The sequence below is a fragment of the Blautia sp. DFI.1.216 genome, assembly GCF_020594215.1.
In the GTDB taxonomy this organism is placed as follows: domain Bacteria; phylum Bacillota; class Clostridia; order Lachnospirales; family Lachnospiraceae; genus Blautia_A; species Blautia_A wexlerae.
The window spans coordinates 69,220-85,443 of record NZ_JAJDML010000013.1; the positions used below are offsets into that span (position 1 = coordinate 69,220).

The 16,224-nt window shown below is 42.6% G+C and carries 15 protein-coding genes; 14 read left to right on the top strand and 1 reads right to left on the bottom strand.

The window, feature by feature from the left end:
• Position 1 precedes the first annotated feature (1 nt).
• The 10 genes from LJE11_RS07175 to LJE11_RS07220 all read left to right on the top strand — a co-directional run bounded on the left by LJE11_RS07175 (position 2) and on the right by LJE11_RS07220 (position 10,793).
• Complete coding sequence (locus LJE11_RS07175; protein ID WP_020993691.1) at positions 2 to 622, top strand: CDP-alcohol phosphatidyltransferase family protein; 621 nt, start codon at positions 2 to 4, stop codon at positions 620 to 622.
• Positions 623 to 705: 83 nt separating this feature from the next.
• Positions 706 to 1,620 (top strand): phosphatidylserine decarboxylase, encoded by a 915-nt coding sequence (locus LJE11_RS07180; protein ID WP_008707516.1) that lies wholly within the window; start codon positions 706 to 708, stop codon positions 1,618 to 1,620.
• 69 nt (positions 1,621 to 1,689) lie between these two features.
• Positions 1,690 to 2,319: an epoxyqueuosine reductase QueH gene (locus tag LJE11_RS07185; protein WP_044951999.1), complete on the top strand. Its 630-nt coding sequence runs from the start codon at positions 1,690 to 1,692 to the stop codon at positions 2,317 to 2,319.
• Between the two features lie 365 nt (positions 2,320 to 2,684).
• Positions 2,685 to 4,064, top strand: a complete 1,380-nt coding sequence (gene argH, locus LJE11_RS07190) for an argininosuccinate lyase (protein WP_008707514.1) — start codon at positions 2,685 to 2,687, stop codon at positions 4,062 to 4,064.
• Positions 4,065 to 4,201: 137 nt separating this feature from the next.
• Positions 4,202 to 5,287: an aspartate-semialdehyde dehydrogenase gene (gene asd, locus LJE11_RS07195; RefSeq protein ID WP_008707510.1), complete on the top strand. Its 1,086-nt coding sequence runs from the start codon at positions 4,202 to 4,204 to the stop codon at positions 5,285 to 5,287.
• 64 nt (positions 5,288 to 5,351) lie between these two features.
• Entirely contained in the window at positions 5,352 to 5,588 is a 237-nt protein-coding gene (locus LJE11_RS07200) for a DUF3343 domain-containing protein (RefSeq protein WP_008707504.1), read from the top strand.
• A gap of 246 nt (positions 5,589 to 5,834) precedes the next feature.
• Complete coding sequence (gene selD, locus LJE11_RS07205; protein ID WP_008707503.1) at positions 5,835 to 6,872, top strand: selenide, water dikinase SelD; 1,038 nt, start codon at positions 5,835 to 5,837, stop codon at positions 6,870 to 6,872.
• Between the two features lie 249 nt (positions 6,873 to 7,121).
• Positions 7,122 to 7,877, top strand: coding sequence for a formate/nitrite transporter family protein (locus LJE11_RS07210; RefSeq protein ID WP_008707502.1), 756 nt, complete (start codon positions 7,122 to 7,124; stop codon positions 7,875 to 7,877).
• Position 7,878: 1 nt separating this feature from the next.
• The gene (locus LJE11_RS07215) at positions 7,879 to 10,059 is read left to right on the top strand and encodes a DNA topoisomerase (protein ID WP_008707501.1); all 2,181 of its coding nucleotides are present in this window, start codon (positions 7,879 to 7,881) and stop codon (positions 10,057 to 10,059) included.
• A gap of 62 nt (positions 10,060 to 10,121) precedes the next feature.
• Complete coding sequence (locus LJE11_RS07220) at positions 10,122 to 10,793, top strand: UDP-N-acetylglucosamine pyrophosphorylase (protein ID WP_008707500.1); 672 nt, start codon at positions 10,122 to 10,124, stop codon at positions 10,791 to 10,793.
• 107 nt (positions 10,794 to 10,900) lie between these two features.
• Here the strand turns inward: LJE11_RS07220 and LJE11_RS07225 are convergent, their stop codons facing one another.
• On the bottom strand, positions 10,901 to 11,641 hold the full coding sequence (locus tag LJE11_RS07225; RefSeq protein WP_227295754.1) for a TraX family protein: 741 nt from the start codon (positions 11,639 to 11,641) through the stop codon (positions 10,901 to 10,903).
• A 252-nt stretch (positions 11,642 to 11,893) separates the two neighbouring features.
• Here LJE11_RS07225 and LJE11_RS07230 point away from each other — a divergent pair, with 252 nt between their 5' ends.
• The 4 genes from LJE11_RS07230 to LJE11_RS07245 all read left to right on the top strand — a co-directional run bounded on the left by LJE11_RS07230 (position 11,894) and on the right by LJE11_RS07245 (position 16,206).
• Positions 11,894 to 12,586 (top strand): iron-sulfur cluster assembly scaffold protein, encoded by a 693-nt coding sequence (locus LJE11_RS07230; protein WP_008707498.1) that lies wholly within the window; start codon positions 11,894 to 11,896, stop codon positions 12,584 to 12,586.
• An 18-nt stretch (positions 12,587 to 12,604) separates the two neighbouring features.
• Positions 12,605 to 13,615, top strand: a complete 1,011-nt coding sequence (locus LJE11_RS07235) for a GGGtGRT protein (RefSeq protein ID WP_008707497.1) — start codon at positions 12,605 to 12,607, stop codon at positions 13,613 to 13,615.
• Positions 13,616 to 13,981: 366 nt separating this feature from the next.
• Complete coding sequence (locus LJE11_RS20770) at positions 13,982 to 14,296, top strand: BhlA/UviB family holin-like peptide (RefSeq protein ID WP_081703169.1); 315 nt, start codon at positions 13,982 to 13,984, stop codon at positions 14,294 to 14,296.
• A 110-nt stretch (positions 14,297 to 14,406) separates the two neighbouring features.
• Complete coding sequence (locus LJE11_RS07245) at positions 14,407 to 16,206, top strand: hypothetical protein (RefSeq protein ID WP_227295756.1); 1,800 nt, start codon at positions 14,407 to 14,409, stop codon at positions 16,204 to 16,206.
• Positions 16,207 to 16,224 lie beyond the last annotated feature (18 nt).

Consider the following 16,224-nt stretch of genomic DNA (forward strand, 5'->3'; position numbering starts at 1 on the left):
TATGTTTTTAGGAATTTATGATTATACGGTAATATTGACTTATATAAGTCTGGGAATTTCCGTATTTGGAATTACCAGGGCTCTGGAGGGGGATTTTAAGGTTGCGATTTTCTGTCTGGCGCTTTCCGGACTGTGTGATATGTTTGACGGAAAGATAGCCAGAACAAAGAAGAACCGTACGGATGATGAGAAGAATTTCGGGATTCAGATCGATTCCTTATGTGATGTGGTCTGCTTTGGTATTTTTCCGGCAATGATCTGTTACTGTCTGGGTGTGAATACATCGGCGGGGATTGGGGCGCTTATTTTTTACAGTGTGGCATCTGTCATCCGCCTTGCATATTTTAATGTTTCAGAAGCAAAGAGACAGAATGAGACTTCTGAGAACAGACAGTATTATCAGGGGCTTCCGATCACATCCATGGCGATCATCCTGCCGTTCCTTTATCTGATGAGAAGATATTGCGGACTCTATTTCCTGATTGTGATACATATTGCAGTGATTATCGTGGGACTGCTTTTTATTCTGGATATCAAGGTAAAAAAACCTCAGAATCCGGTACGTATCCTGCTGGTTGCAGTCGTGGCACTTGCACTTGCGAAGATGTTCCGTTTGATATAAAATAAATATAACTGTTGACTGGCCGCAGCGGTTCCCGGGAAACGGGGAGGCTGCGGTTATACTTTTATGGAGGGAAGATACGAATGAAGTATATTGACAGAAAAGGAAATATCACGATTGAAGAGAATGAGCAGGATAAATTCCTGCGGCATTTATATAATGACCGGGGTGGCAGACTCTGCCTGAAACTCCTGATCAGACCTTTCGTGTCAAAGGCAGCGGGAGTCCTGCTTAACACCAGACTTTCTGCCAGATTTGTACCGGATTTTGTAAAAAACAACAAGATTGACCTGAGCATTTACGAAAAACAGAACTTCTCTTCATGGAATGACTTCTTTATAAGGCGCATCCGAAAAGAAGAACGCCCGATCGATATGCGCGAAAACATCCTGATCAGCCCCTGTGACGGAAAACTTTCCGTACACAGGATCAGCTCAGACTCACGTTTCAGCATCAAAGATACAGAATATACAGCAGGACAGCTTCTGAAGAATAAGGCAATTGCTGAGAGATACACAGGCGGCTATGCGCTGATTTTCAGACTGACAGTAGATGACTATCATCATTACTGCTATGTGGCAGATGGAAGAAAATCCGCGAATGTAACTCTGCCCGGCGTTTTCCACACAGTGAATCCTGCAGCAAACGATGTATATCCCATCTACAAAGAAAACGCCAGAGAATACACTCTGCTGAAAACAAAACAATTCGGAACCATCCTCATGATGGAAGTAGGCGCCATGATGGTAGGAAAAATCACAAATCTCCATAAAAATCCTGCCACAGTAAAGAAAGGCCAGGAAAAAGGCAACTTCGAATTCGGAGGTTCCACAATAATCCTCCTCATCCAGCCGGGAAAAGTCCGTATTGCCTATGATCTGATCGAGAATACAGAAGAGGGATATGAGACTATTGTAAAAATGGGCGAACGAATAGGAGAGTGCAGGAAGTTAAAAAATACAAAGAATCATTACGAAGGCACAATAGAGAATACCTGAACAGGTATTCGCATTTTATTAAAAGATAATAAAAAGCATTTGTGAAGATGCAGAAAGGATATAATAATACTGTTGAATAAACGAAACTATCAGAAAGAACTGGAAAAACTTATAGATCAGGCGCAAAAAGATAACAAGATCCCAAGCCTGTTTCTCCACAGCTGCTGTGCACCCTGCAGCAGTTACGTACTGGAATACCTGTCAAAATATTTCAACATCACAGTATTCTACTACAACCCAAACATCTACCCGGAAGAAGAATATCGCAAACGAGTCCATGAAATTACCCGTCTTGTAAACTCCATGGAATTTGAACACCCTGTCAAACTGATAGAGGGTCACTACGACCCACAGGAATTCTTCCAGATGGCAAAAGGCCTCGAAGACGTACCCGAAGGTGGCGAACGCTGCTTCAAATGCTACCGCCTCCGCATGGAAGAAGCAGCAAAACTGGCAGAAGAGGGCGGCTATGACTATTTTACCACCACCCTTTCCATCAGCCCTCTGAAAAACGCAGCCAAGATTAACGAAATCGGACAAGAACTGGCAGAAATCTACCACGTCCAACACCTCCCATCTGACTTCAAGAAAAAAAACGGCTACAAACGTTCCATCGAACTATCCCACGAATACGACCTCTACCGTCAGAACTACTGCGGTTGCGTCTATTCCCGAAGAGAGGCTGAAAACAGAAAATAAAGCAGTAACCACAATTATGTAACATATAGCCAATACCCAGTGAAGAAAAAGAAGGTGTGTTGGGGCGCATTTGAGGGTTCTTGTAATTCTTGGTATTCGGGAATCTGCGTTATGAGCCGACCGTCTCACGTGTCTGAGCGAAGTTTGCAACGGAGCGAGTTTGAGAGGGCGGCTCATGGTTTTAGCAGATTCCCGAATGCCTTAGAATTACAGGGTTCCGAAACTAAGCCTCAACACACCTTCTTTTTCTTCACGTACCTTTTGAATGATTCCAAACTAACTACTTTGCAATACTGAAAAAATATGTTACACTAACACGTAAAAGCAATAATACCAAAAATAAAGAAGAAACGAGGAATAACACAATGGCACAGCTTTGGGGCGGACGTTTCACAAAAGAAACAGACAAACTTGTATATAACTTCAATGCATCCATCTCTTTTGACCAGAAATTCTATGAGCAGGACATCAGAGGCAGCAAAGCACACGTAGCAATGCTCGCCAGACAGGGAATCCTGACAGCAGAAGAAAAAGATCAGATCGAAGCAGGTCTTGACGGAATCCTTGCAGATGTAAGATCCGGCAAACTCGAGATCACATCCGAATATGAAGATATCCACAGCTTTGTAGAAGCAAACCTTATCGACAGAATCGGTGATGCAGGCAAGAAACTTCACACAGGAAGAAGCCGTAACGACCAGGTAGCCCTTGACATGAAACTCTATGTAAGAGATGAGATTGACGAGACAGACGAACTGGTAAAGAAACTTCTCGAAGCACTTCAGAAGATCATGGAAGAGAATGTCCACACATACATGCCAGGCTTCACACACCTCCAGAAAGCGCAGCCGGTCACACTGGCTCACCACGTAGGTGCATACTTTGAAATGTTTGTACGTGACAGAAGCAGACTTGCAGATATCCGTAAGAGAATGAACACCTGCCCTCTGGGTGCAGGTGCACTGGCAGGAACCACCTACCCACTTGACAGAGAATATACAGCACAGCTTCTCGGTTTCGACGGCCCGACCAGAAACAGCATGGACTCTGTATCAGACAGAGACTATGTGATTGAGCTTCTGTCCGCATTCTCCACAATTATGATGCACATGAGCCGTTTCTGCGAAGAAATCATTATGTGGAACTCCAATGAATACCGCTTCGTAGAGATAGACGATGCCTACAGCACAGGCAGCAGTATCATGCCTCAGAAAAAGAACCCGGATATCGCAGAACTTGTAAGAGGAAAAACAGGTCGTGTATACGGAGCATTAACATCTATCCTTACAACCATGAAGGGAATCCCTCTTGCATACAACAAAGATATGCAGGAAGACAAAGAACTTACATTTGATGCCATTGACACTGTAAAAGGATGTCTTGCCCTCTTTACAGGCATGATCTCTACTATGCAGTTCAACAAACAGAATATGGAAGCAAGTGCAAAGAATGGCTTTACAAATGCTACAGATGCAGCCGATTATCTGGTAAATCATGGAGTACCTTTCCGCGATGCACACGGCATTGTAGGCCGTCTGGTGCTTACCTGTATTGATAAAGGGATTTCTCTGGATGAACTTCCTCTTGAAGAATATAAAGCCATCAGCCCGGTATTCGAGAACGATATTTACGAAGCAATCAGTATGAAAACCTGTGTGGAAAAACGTATGACCATCGGTGCACCGGGACCTGACGTGATGGAGAAAGTGATCGCTGAGAACAAAAAATATCTGGAAGAAAATTAAAAAAAATGCTTGCAATTTATTTTGGTTTGTTATAGTATGTACAAGAAAGACAGATGTACGCAATATAAGGACACCTGGATAAAAATGTCCGCGAAAGGGTAGAGACGCGGGCAGAAGATAAAGAGGAGAAAGATATTATGAGTGAAAAGCTTAGAGTCGGTATTTTAGGTGCTACAGGTATGGTAGGTCAGAGATTTATCTCTCTGCTTGAGAATCATCCATGGTTTGAAGTTGTAACTGTAGCTGCAAGTCCGAGAAGTGCAGGAAAGACATACGAAGAGGCAGTTGGCGGAAGATGGAAAATGGATACTCCAATGCCGGAGGGTGTCAAGAATCTTGTTGTTATGAACGTAAACGAAGTAGAGAAGGTTGCTGCAACAGTTGATTTCGTATTCTCTGCTGTAGATATGTCAAAAGAAGAGATCAAGAAGATCGAAGAAGAATATGCTAAGACAGAGACACCGGTTGTTTCCAACAACAGTGCTCACAGATGGACACCGGATGTACCGATGGTAGTGCCGGAAATCAATCCGGAACACTTCGATGTAATCGAATCCCAGAAGAAACGTCTTGGAACAACACGCGGATTTATCGCTGTTAAACCAAACTGTTCTATCCAGAGTTATGCTCCTGTATTAACTGCATGGAAAGAGTTCGAGCCATATGAAGTAGTTGCTACTACATATCAGGCAATCTCCGGAGCAGGTAAGACATTTAAGGACTGGCCGGAAATGGTTGGAAACATCATCCCATACATCGGTGGCGAGGAAGAGAAGAGCGAGAAAGAGCCATTAAGAATCTGGGGTAAAGTAGAAGACGGTGTAATCAAACCTGCTACAGAACCGGTTATCACATGCCAGTGTATCCGTGTACCGGTACTGAACGGACATACAGCAGCTGTATTCGTTAAATTCCGTAAGAACCCTACTAAGGAGCAGCTTATCAAAGCATTAGTAGAGTTCAAGGGACTTCCACAGGAATTAGAACTTCCAAGTGCTCCGAAGCAGTTCATCCAGTATCTGGAAGAGGACAACCGTCCGCAGGTTACAGAGGATGTAAACTTCGAACATGGCATGGGCGTATCTGTAGGACGTCTTCGTGAAGACACCGTATATGACTGGAAATTCGTAGGACTTTCCCACAATACAGTCAGAGGTGCAGCAGGCGGAGCAGTTCTCTGTGCTGAAACCTTAAAAGCAAAAGGATATATCCAGGCGAAATAATTTATAGAAAATAATAAAAGAGGTGCCGGTAACGGTGCCTCTTTTTATGAGGACACGACGGATTATGAAAGAAAAAGTTCTGACAACAGTGGTGACTTTTGAAACTACCACTCAGGCAATTGCCATGGAAAGGGAATGTAAGAAAAACAAATTTACAGGCAGACTGATCCCTGTGCCAAGAGAAATATCAGCTTCCTGCGGCCTTGCGTGGAAATGTGGGGAACAGAACGAAGAAGAAACAGCTTCCTATATGAAGGAACAGGATCTGGAATATGAAAAGATTTATAGGATTCTTGCGTAAAATGGAAAGATTTATAGGAACACCTGATATATGGTAAACGGTTCACATTTTGACGGATATGTGAAAACATGATACAATGATAGCACTGAATCTCTTGTTATAGAAGATATGTAACTATTCGGCAGTCTGTCGGCTGTGAAAGTACGTTACTGTTCACTCCGTTTACAGTAACGAAAGTATTGAACAGTTACGAGGAGATTCTGAATATGGAGATCAATTGGGGTGAACTGACTTATGGGAAATGAAATGAAAAAAAATGAAGTGCGTCTTACACAGCTTGCCAGTGCAGCCGGATGCGGTGCTAAGATTGGCCCGAAGGTTCTGGCACAGGTAGTAGGCAAACTTCCGAAATTTACAGATCCGATGCTTCTGGTAGGTCCGGAGACATCAGATGATGCAGCAGTATACAAGATTAATGATGAACTGGCAATGATCCATACAGTAGACTTTTTTCCGCCAGTAGTGGATGATCCGTATATGTACGGGCAGATCGCAGCAGCCAATGCACTGAGTGATGTCTATGCAATGGGCGGTGTTCCGAAACTGGCATTAAATGTGGTAGCATTTCCAAACTGCCTTGGTCCGGAAGTACTGGAGCAGATTCTGCGCGGCGGTGCAGATAAGGTCATGGAAGCCGGAGCAGTCCTTGCAGGCGGGCATACTATCAATGATAAAGAACCGAAATACGGACTCTGTGTAACTGGTTATGTGCATCCGGACAAAATGTGGAAAAATTACGGCGCAGAAGAAGGAGACATCCTTATTCTTACCAAACCGCTGGGCTGTGGAATCCTTAACACTGCCATTAAGGCAGAAATGGCGTCTCAGGAAGAAATTGAGAGAGTTCAGAAAATCATGGCGAAGCTGAACAAATATGCAGCAGAGATTGCATCTAAATACACGATCCACAGCTGCACCGACGTAACAGGATTCAGTCTTGCAGGTCACAGTCTGGAAATGGCAAAAGGCAGCCGGAAAACCCTGGTGATCCAGTCTGAGAAACTTCCGATCATTGAGGGTGTTGAAGAGTATGCACAGATGGGGCTGATTCCTGAAGGTGCATACAGAAATCGTGACTTCGCAGGCGATGAAGTACGAAGTGAGATTAAGGAACTCTGGATGGAGGATCTGGTATTTGATCCGCAGACATCCGGCGGACTTCTGCTTGCAGTACCGGCAGAAGAAGCCGATGCCCTTGCAGAAGAGCTTGCAGGTATGGATATCTTCGGCGGTGTTATCGGATATGTAACAGAATTGCAGGATAAAGCAGTTGTATTTGAATAAAAAAATCAGCTTTACTTTCAGACATTTTCTCCTGCGTCAGCATGTCTGCAGATATCTTTCTTGTCCTTTGTATTCTGCCGAACTGTCTCGATTGCATTAGTATATGGAATTGCTATAAAAATCTTCGAATATAATGGAACATAATTACAAATCTGATGAATATTCTTGAATTGTTTGACGATTTCGGTTGTGAAACAGATATTCAGGTGATATAATGTTCTCAATAAAATACATTGCGGAGGTGTAGTTATGAATTACGAAGATGTACAGAAAGTGTCAAACGCGGCGAAAGCCAAGAGTAACCTGGTGAATACCAATTTTTTCAAGTACTTTATACGTGCGGTCATGGCGGGATTTTTTATTGATGTGGCTATGATCTACAGTAATGTAGTTGGAAACGTATTCTCCAAGACCATGCCTGAATGGGGAAAATTTGTGGGGGCATTAGTATTCTCCATTGCAGTGCTTCTGATCAGCTTCGTAGGCGGCGAGCTTTTTACAGGAAATAATATGGTAATGGCGTTCGGAGCCTATGATAAACAGGTAAGCTGGAAAGAGGCCGGTAAGGTATGGGGCGTAAGCTACCTTGGAAACTTTGTCGGATGTGCAATTTTAGCATTGTTGTTTGTAGGTGCAGGAGCATCCGGAACAGCAGACTATTTTGCGGGATTCATTGGAAATAAACTGAGTATTCCGCTCGGACAGATGTTCTTCAGAGCAGTGCTCTGTAACTTCTTCGTCTGTCTTGGCGTGCTTTGTGGTATGAAATTAAAGAGTGATGCAGGAAGATTCCTGATGATCGTTATGTGTATCTCAGGATTCGTTGTAAGCGGATTTGAGCACTGCATCGCAAATATGGGAATCTTTGTTACCGCATACTGCCTGGTACCTGGATTATCCCTTGGAGCCATGGTAAAGAGCATGGTAGTAGTAACTTTAGGAAATATGGTGGGCGGTGCCCTGTTGCTGGCATGGCCGCTCAGAAAGATGAGTGCAGATAAATAATATGTCAAAAGCTTTATACATAGCCGAAAAGCCCAGTGTGGCGCAGGAATTCGCAAAAGCTTTGAAAATCAACGGACAAAGACGGGATGGCTACCTGGAATCTCAGGACAGCGTGGTGACCTGGTGTGTGGGACACCTGGTCACCATGAGCTACCCGGAAAAATATGATATCAAATATAAAAGGTGGAGTTTAGATACCCTGCCTTTTTTGCCGCGCGAATTTAAATATGAAGTGATCCCCGGAGTGCAGAAGCAGTTTGAGATTGTCAAAGGACTGCTTAACCGTGAGGATGTGGACACCATTTACGTGTGTACCGACTCCGGACGCGAGGGAGAATACATCTACCGTCTGGTGGCACAGATGGCAGGTGTTCATGGAAAAAAAGAAAAGAGAGTCTGGATTGACTCTCAGACAGAAGAAGAGATCATGAGAGGAATCAGAGAGGCAAAGGATCTGTCAGCATATGACAATCTTTCTGCTTCAGCCTATCTTCGAGCAAAAGAAGACTATCTCATGGGAATTAATTTTTCCCGTGTACTGACACTGCGTTATGGAAACAGTGTGTCAAATTATTTAAATACGAAATATCAGGCCATTTCTGTAGGACGGGTTATGACCTGTGTGCTTGGAATGGTAGTGCGAAGAGAACGCGAGATCCGTGCGTTTGTGAAAACTCCGTTTTACCGCGTACTCAGCTGCATTGCCCTTGAGGGAGAAAACTTTGAGGGAGAATGGAGAGCTGTGGAAGGCAGCAGATATTTCCAGACTCCTTATCTGTATAAAGAGAACGGATTTAAAGAGAAAGCCTATGCTGAAAAACTGATACAGGAGCTGTCTGTGAGTCAGCCACTGCAATGTACAGTAGAGAAAATCGAGCGGAAAAAAGAGAACAGGAATCCGCCGCTTTTATTTAACCTGGCGGAGCTTCAGAATGTGTGCTCCAAGCTGTTCAAGATCAGCCCGGATGAGACATTAAAAATCGTACAGGAACTGTATGAAAAGAAACTGGTCACTTATCCCAGAACAGATGCCCGTGTATTGTCTACTGCGGCAGCAAAGGAGATTTATAAGAATATTTCCGGACTGCGTAATTATGAACATACAGCGGAAATCGCACAGCACATTATTGAACAGGGAAATTACAAAAATCTGGCAAAGACCAGATATGTTAATGATAAGCAGATCACAGACCATTATGCAATCGTACCCACAGGCCAGGGCTTAAACACATTGAGAAGTGTTTCTCTTACTGCGCAGCGTGTATATGAGACCATTGTCAGAAGGTTTGTATGTATTTTTTATCCTCCTGCAGTATATCAGAAGATCAGTCTTGTGACAAAAATTCAGAATGAGAGCTTCTTTTCTTCATTTAAAGTACTGCTGGATGAAGGGTATTTAAAAATTGCCACAAATTCTTTTGCGAAGCGAAAAGCAGCAGATGCCATGAGCAGTGTGAACAGAGCCGGTGCAGCGGACAGTGAGGGAAGTGAAGAGGAAGATCCGGATACAGGAAAAAACGGCGGGAACAAAGCTGATGATTCGGCTGAGGATATGGCATGTGATACCAGACTTCTTGCCGCATTGCAGAACCTGAAAAAAGGTGATATACTCTCTGTGGACAGCCTGAGTATCAAAGAGGGCGAGACATCGCCGCCAAAGCGTTATAATTCCGGTTCTATGATTCTTGCAATGGAGAATGCAGGTCAGCTGATCGAGGACGAAGAGCTTCGTGCCCAGATTAAAAGCTGCGGAATCGGAACCAGTGCCACCAGAGCGGAAATTCTTAAGAAACTGTGCAATATCAAATATCTGGCACTCAATAAGAAAACCCAGGTGATCACTCCAACCCTTCTTGGAGAGATGATCTTTGATGTGGTAAACTGCTCCATCAGACAGCTTCTGAACCCGGAACTGACTGCAAGCTGGGAAAAAGGACTGAATTATGTGGCAGAGGGCAGTATTACAGAACAGGAATATATGGATAAGCTGGAACATTTTGTGCGCCTTCGCACCAGACAGGTGGAGGACAGCAATATCCAGCCATATCTGAGACAGTTCTTTGATGCTGCAGCAGTGAATTATAAGGATTCATCTGAAAAAAACAGTGCGAAAACAACAGGCAGATCAACGTCCGCAGCGGGACGATCACGTACCTGCAGAAAGCCGTCTGCTTCAAAGTAGTGTGTATTTGTGACAGATAAAAGAAAACATGTCATCATAGCGAGAGAAAAGAGGAAAATATTATGTTAAAAGATTTTACAATTGCAAACCTTCTGGATCTGAACGAAACAATCGCAAAGGATTTATTTGAAGGAAAAACATATCCATGGGAAGTATTACCGGAGATCGGAGATTTCATTCTGAAACTGGGACAGACCTTAAGTGAAGAAGAATACGACCACCCGTCAGAAGATGTATGGATTGCTAAGAGTGCCAAAGTGGCACCTACAGCCTGTATCAACGGTCCGGTCATCATAGGTAAAGAAGCAGAAGTACGCCACTGTGCATTTATACGCGGAAAAGCAATTATAGGTGAGGGTGCAGTAGTAGGTAATTCTACGGAATTAAAGAATGCGGTACTTTTCAACAAGGTACAGGTTCCGCACTACAATTATGTAGGCGATGCAGTTCTCGGCTACAAATCCCATATGGGTGCAGGTTCCATCTGTTCCAATGTAAAATCTGACAAGAAACTGGTAGTTGTAAAAGACGGTGACGAGAAGATTGAAACAGGTCTGAAGAAATTCGGCGCAATGCTTGGAGATAACGTAGAAGTGGGATGCGGTTCCGTATTAAATCCCGGAACTGTGATCGGACGCTGCTGCAACATTTATCCACTTTCCTCAGTAAGAGGCTGCGTACCTGCAAATCACATTTATAAGTCAAAAACAGAAATTGCAGAAAAGAGAAGTTGAAAATATAGAAGAGGCAGGTTGTATGAAGGATATTATTTCAATCATACAGCCTGCCCTTTTATATTTTTATGTCTGTCTGAGATAGAAGATATTTGTTGTACCTGATATTACATATGAAATAAAAGTTTTCTCAGGATTACCAGAATGGTAATGTGCACCGGATAAAACCAGTAAAAAACATATTTCAGAAATCTTCCTTTTACAAATCCACGTTCACCATTGTACATATTAATGGAAAGAAAAGCAAAGCAGGCTTTCCATTCATAGTAAAGCCAGCAGCTTCCGATGATCGCCTGGGCGGTTTTATCGTTGCGGAACCAGTACATGATCAGCAGGAATACAAATCCCCGCCATCCGTAATCTGCCTTCAGAAACACAGAGACAGTCAGCAGTGCCAGCACGCAGACAAGCTGCATTCTCTGATTATCCCAGAAGTATTCCAGGGCACAGAATGCCAGGTATCCCAGAAACAGGGTGAAAAATACATTCTGTTTTTCATATCTCCAGGTGTTGGTAAACATGAAGTTCCATGGAATCTCAGAGATACATGCAAATAGAAACAGATTCAGGCCATATTTCTTACGGTTATGTGTATGCAGAAATCCTTCCACTAACAGAAAACAGAAAATTGGAAAAGCGGCCCTGCCGATATCCCGGAAAATCCGATACCAGCTGTAATCCACGCCGCCGAAACTGAAAAGGGTTGCAGTTGTGGCAGGATAATTATACAGGATCATTAAGCCGGTATGGTCAATCAGCATCAGGGTGATAGCAATTAATTTTAAAGAGCTTCCGCTCAGAACCTGAAATTTTGCAGGGAGAAAGGAAGCAGGTAACTTTGTTGTCATAATAGAAATCCCTTCATTAATAGAAATTAGAACTATTTTACCACAAAAAAATCAAAGATGGTTAAAAATTTTACAATTTATGACTGGACGAATCAGCACTTTTGTGAGAAAATAACACTAGGTTGTTAGGCATACTCCTCTGAAGTCATTCAGCAGACATCGGAGTTTTATCCTGTGCAGTTCATTCAGCAGTTCTGTACAGTGGAGAGTATAACAACATGAAGTTAATCTATACTTGAAAGGAGTTTTACAATGATTTATTCACGCGAAGTAGAAGAAATGTGCCCAGTTGCACAGGGCGTTCATCATGGCGCCGCTCCAATCCCAGAAGAAGCTAAATGGGTACAGGCAAAAGAAGTCAAAGATATTTCCGGTCTTACACACGGTGTTGGCTGGTGTGCACCACAGCAGGGTGCCTGCAAGCTTACATTAAATGTTAAAGAGGGTATCATCCAGGAAGCACTGGTTGAGACTATCGGATGTTCAGGTATGACTCACTCTGCAGCTATGGCTTCCGAGATTCTTCCGGGACTTACAGTTATGGAGGCACTGAACACAGACTTAGTTTGTGATGCGATTAATACAGCTATGAGAGAACTCTTCCTTCAGATCGTTTATGGACGTACACAGTCTGCATTCTCAGAAGAAGGACTTCCAGTAGGTGCTGGACTTGAAGACCTTGGTAAAGGACTTCGTTCTCAGGTTGGTACAATGTATGGAACTCTGAAAAAAGGACCTCGTTACCTTGAAATGGCAGAAGGTTATGTAACAGGTATTGCTCTTGATGCAGATGATGAGATCATCGGATATCAGTTCGTAAGCCTTGGAAAAATGACTGATTTCATCAAAAAAGGCGATGACCCGAATACTGCATGGGAAAAAGCAAAAGGTCAGTATGGCCGTGTTGCAGACGCTGTTAAAATTATCGACCCAAGAAAAGAATAATTTAGGAGGTAACAGGAAATGGCTTTATTTGAATCATATGAGAGACGAATTGACAAGATCAATTCTGTTTTAAACAGCTATGGCATTGCTTCTATCGAAGAAGCTGAGAAAATCACAAAAGACGCAGGTCTTAATGTTTACGATCAGATCAAAGGCATTCAGCCGATCTGTTTTGAGAACGCTTGCTGGGCATATACAGTAGGTGCTGCGATCGCAATCAAAAAAGGATGTAAGAAAGCAGCAGATGCAGCAGCAGCTATCGGTGAAGGACTTCAGGCATTCTGTATTCCTGGATCCGTTGCTGATACACGTAAAGTAGGTCTTGGACATGGTAACCTTGGCAAGATGCTTCTTGAAGAAGAAACAGAGTGCTTCTGCTTCCTGGCTGGACATGAGTCCTTCGCAGCAGCTGAAGGTGCTATCGGTATCGCTGAGAAAGCTAACAAAGTTCGTCAGAAACCATTACGTGTTATCCTGAACGGTCTTGGTAAAGATGCTGCTCAGATCATCTCCCGTATCAACGGCTTTACATATGTAGAGACAGAATACGATCCATACAAGAACGAAGTTAAAGAAGTATTCAGAAAAGCATACTCCGAAGGACTTCGTGCAAAAGTTAACTGCTACGGCGCTAACAGCGTTCCGGAAGGTGTTGCTATCATGTGGAAAGAAGACGTTGACGTTTCTATCACAGGTAACTCCACAAACCCGACACGTTTCCAGCATCCGGTTGCAGGTACATACAAGAAAGAACGTCTTGAAGCAGGTAAGAAATACTTCTCAGTTGCTTCCGGTGGTGGTACAGGACGTACACTTCACCCGGACAACATGGCAGCAGGTCCAGCTTCCTACGGTATGACAGATACATTAGGACGTATGCACTCTGATGCACAGTTCGCTGGTTCTTCTTCTGTACCGGCTCACGTAGAGATGATGGGTCTCATCGGCGCTGGTAACAACCCGATGGTTGGTATGACAGTTGCAGTAGCTGTTTCCATTGAGGAAGCTGCTAAGGCTGGAAAGTTCTAATCAAACCTTTTTAATCAAAGAGTCAACAAACCTAGAAAGTACCGTAGTTCCAAGGGCTGCGGTACTTTTCTTAGTTTAGATCAAAAAATGAGAAAGTAATTTGAGACACGGTGAGAAGCCTTGAAAATGGCAAGATAGGCAAACAGGTAGGTAACAAGTAGGCAACAGAGCGAAGGAAACAAAAAGAAGAGCCGATCACAGGAAAAGAAATGCCGCAACCACAAGGGTTACGGCATTTTTTCTATCTCATCTCTGAGTCACTCAATATCACGGATTGTATAGACCGCCTCGGTTACGTCTGTGATCTTGTGACCGGCAAGACGTTTCACAACGTACTCATCTACGCCCGCTTTTTTCGCCATCGTAATGAATGTTGTTCGGGGATCGTGCGGCCGATGTTCGGAACGAAGATGCAGTGCGGCAACGACCTTGTTAAAACGCCCAGCGGATGCTGCATTATCTCAAGGGATATGGGCAGTATTGGCAGTATTTCTTTTGATCTACATTGTGAAATCAAATGAAAGATTTTCGGCAAGACAGGAAGAGCGGGAAAAACAGTATCAGGAATTACTGTCAGCATTAACAGAAAAATTTAATGTATTAAGTGTTATCGAGAGGGATATTACAGAGGTAAAAGAGTACATTATGGCAGATACAAAAGAAATCAATAAAAAAATATAAAAAGTAGTTTCCGAAAATAGAGAAAACGGGTTTTTATTTTATGTAAGCGCTTATGAAACAGACCAATAAAACTATAAGGGTCTGCAAAAAACAGAAGGAGGATATTTTATATGCCAGGAACATTTAATGGAAAAACACTTGTTATTTCAGCGACACCTACAGCAGGAGCAAAAATTGTGGATGCAGGAGCTGCGACGAATGTAGCGGGAATTACAATCAGCGGAGACACTATGTACAGTGTGAAAACAAGCGGAAAGGTAACAACCTTATATAAAACACCGGATTATTCAAACGCAGATGCACAGGCTGTGGCAGTTAAAACCGGTTTGGGATATTTTGCATTAGGGCTTAGCAAAATCGGCACAGAATTATTTATGCTTGCTGAAGATACAGCGGGATATGGAAATACTACAAAGATTGTAAAAATGGATACTGCCGGTAATGTTATTAAGGAGTTTGATATTGTAAGTGAATTTCAGTATGGAGCGCTTGGAATTGCACATACAGGTGCGGCAAATGAATTTTTCATTCTTGCACGAGGCTCCAACGATGCAGATAACGATACTCTGATTGTAAAAAAACTGAGATTGGAGAGTTCTAATAGTTATGAAGTAGTTCATGAATTTAAGGTTACAAACAGAGGATATGGATATACAAGCCGTATCCAGGATATTTATTACCATTTAGGCTACGGTCTGTTTATTCTGACAAATGATGAATTGTCTGCCGGAAGAAACAGAATTGTACATGTGGATTACAGAAGTAATGTGAATTCATATATTCCAGACGGAGTTATTAATGTTGAGATGAAAGGGTATAAGCAGTATAATCTGGAATCTATTTGTATGAAAGCAGGTCATCTTGTACTGGCTGCAAATGTAATTACAGGAACCGGGAAAGCAGAGGACCGTTTTTCTGTCCTGAATGGAATTACTTATGAAAAAGGTACTTATAGTTTTAACTGCGCTCTTGCCAAGGGAATGAAAGTAGACAATGAGATATTTGTTGATGATTTAGGAAAAAAAATCATAGCAACGAATTTTGGTGCGTTAGCATTTGATGAGAATAACCAAAAGTTGTATGGTATAAAAGCCGGTACAAATGGAAAATACGCAAATCCGAGTGTGTGTGCAGCAGCCATTTGGGAATTTGAGGATTACACAAGCGGTACGAAGGGCGTAAAAAGACTGGTGAATAAGGTTAAACCGGGAGAGAAGAGATGTCTGTATCATGCCAATGGAATGGATATATACAATCATGAATTGTATGTTACCTGTGCGGAACCTAATGGAAAAGGTGAATATTCGGTTGTGAAGCTTACTATGGGCAGTACATCTGAAGAATGGCCCTATAATAGGTATACCTGGGAAAACCGGACAAACGCAATCAGCCATTACAAAGGCAATCAGTTTATTCTTCTTACCGAAACCGGTGCAGAGGGTGAAGAAGATAAAAAAATATATAAACTGTGTATTGTACACTTCTCAGCAGGAAAAGTTGTGGTTGATCAAACAAAATATTTTATGAATACCGGTTATGAAGTGCTTCAGGGAATCAATTACAGTGACAAATACGGATTATTTATTGTTACGACGAAAAAACTGGAATATTTTCCTAATGGTGATGTGCAAACCAGTGGAAGCAGGGTACTACACATTGATATGAGCAGAACTAAAACAATGAAATTTAAAGATGGCAAGAAATATCCTGTTTTAATTCCGGATTTTGCCTTTAACAATGAACTGGATGAATCAAAGTTCTTTAGTTTTGAAATGGAATCCGTAGCGATTGACAGAAATACAAACAATATGATTGTGTCGGTTAATGCGAACAGTCCGATTGCGGGCGATAATGGTAAACATCCGGGGGAAGACTACATCTACAGATTTTCTTCCATTGAATTTAAATAACGAAACTTATCTTTACAG

Bases quoted from the DNA above. Each gene is read 5' to 3' on its own strand.
- LJE11_RS07175 (WP_020993691.1), top strand. From the start codon at position 2: ATGTTTTTAGGAATTTATGATTATACGGTAATATTGACTTATATAAGT.
- LJE11_RS07180 (WP_008707516.1), top strand. From the start codon at position 706: ATGAAGTATATTGACAGAAAAGGAAATATCACGATTGAAGAGAATGAG.
- argH (WP_008707514.1), top strand. From the start codon at position 2,685: ATGGCACAGCTTTGGGGCGGACGTTTCACAAAAGAAACAGACAAACTT.
- asd (WP_008707510.1), top strand. From the start codon at position 4,202: ATGAGTGAAAAGCTTAGAGTCGGTATTTTAGGTGCTACAGGTATGGTA.
- LJE11_RS07200 (WP_008707504.1), top strand. From the start codon at position 5,352: ATGAAAGAAAAAGTTCTGACAACAGTGGTGACTTTTGAAACTACCACT.
- selD (WP_008707503.1), top strand. From the start codon at position 5,835: ATGAAAAAAAATGAAGTGCGTCTTACACAGCTTGCCAGTGCAGCCGGA.
- LJE11_RS07210 (WP_008707502.1), top strand. From the start codon at position 7,122: ATGAATTACGAAGATGTACAGAAAGTGTCAAACGCGGCGAAAGCCAAG.
- LJE11_RS07215 (WP_008707501.1), top strand. From the start codon at position 7,879: ATGTCAAAAGCTTTATACATAGCCGAAAAGCCCAGTGTGGCGCAGGAA.
- LJE11_RS07220 (WP_008707500.1), top strand. From the start codon at position 10,122: ATGTTAAAAGATTTTACAATTGCAAACCTTCTGGATCTGAACGAAACA.
- LJE11_RS07225 (WP_227295754.1), bottom strand. From the start codon at position 11,641: ATGACAACAAAGTTACCTGCTTCCTTTCTCCCTGCAAAATTTCAGGTT.
- LJE11_RS07230 (WP_008707498.1), top strand. From the start codon at position 11,894: ATGATTTATTCACGCGAAGTAGAAGAAATGTGCCCAGTTGCACAGGGC.
- LJE11_RS07235 (WP_008707497.1), top strand. From the start codon at position 12,605: ATGGCTTTATTTGAATCATATGAGAGACGAATTGACAAGATCAATTCT.
- LJE11_RS20770 (WP_081703169.1), top strand. From the start codon at position 13,982: ATGAATGTTGTTCGGGGATCGTGCGGCCGATGTTCGGAACGAAGATGC.
- LJE11_RS07245 (WP_227295756.1), top strand. From the start codon at position 14,407: ATGCCAGGAACATTTAATGGAAAAACACTTGTTATTTCAGCGACACCT.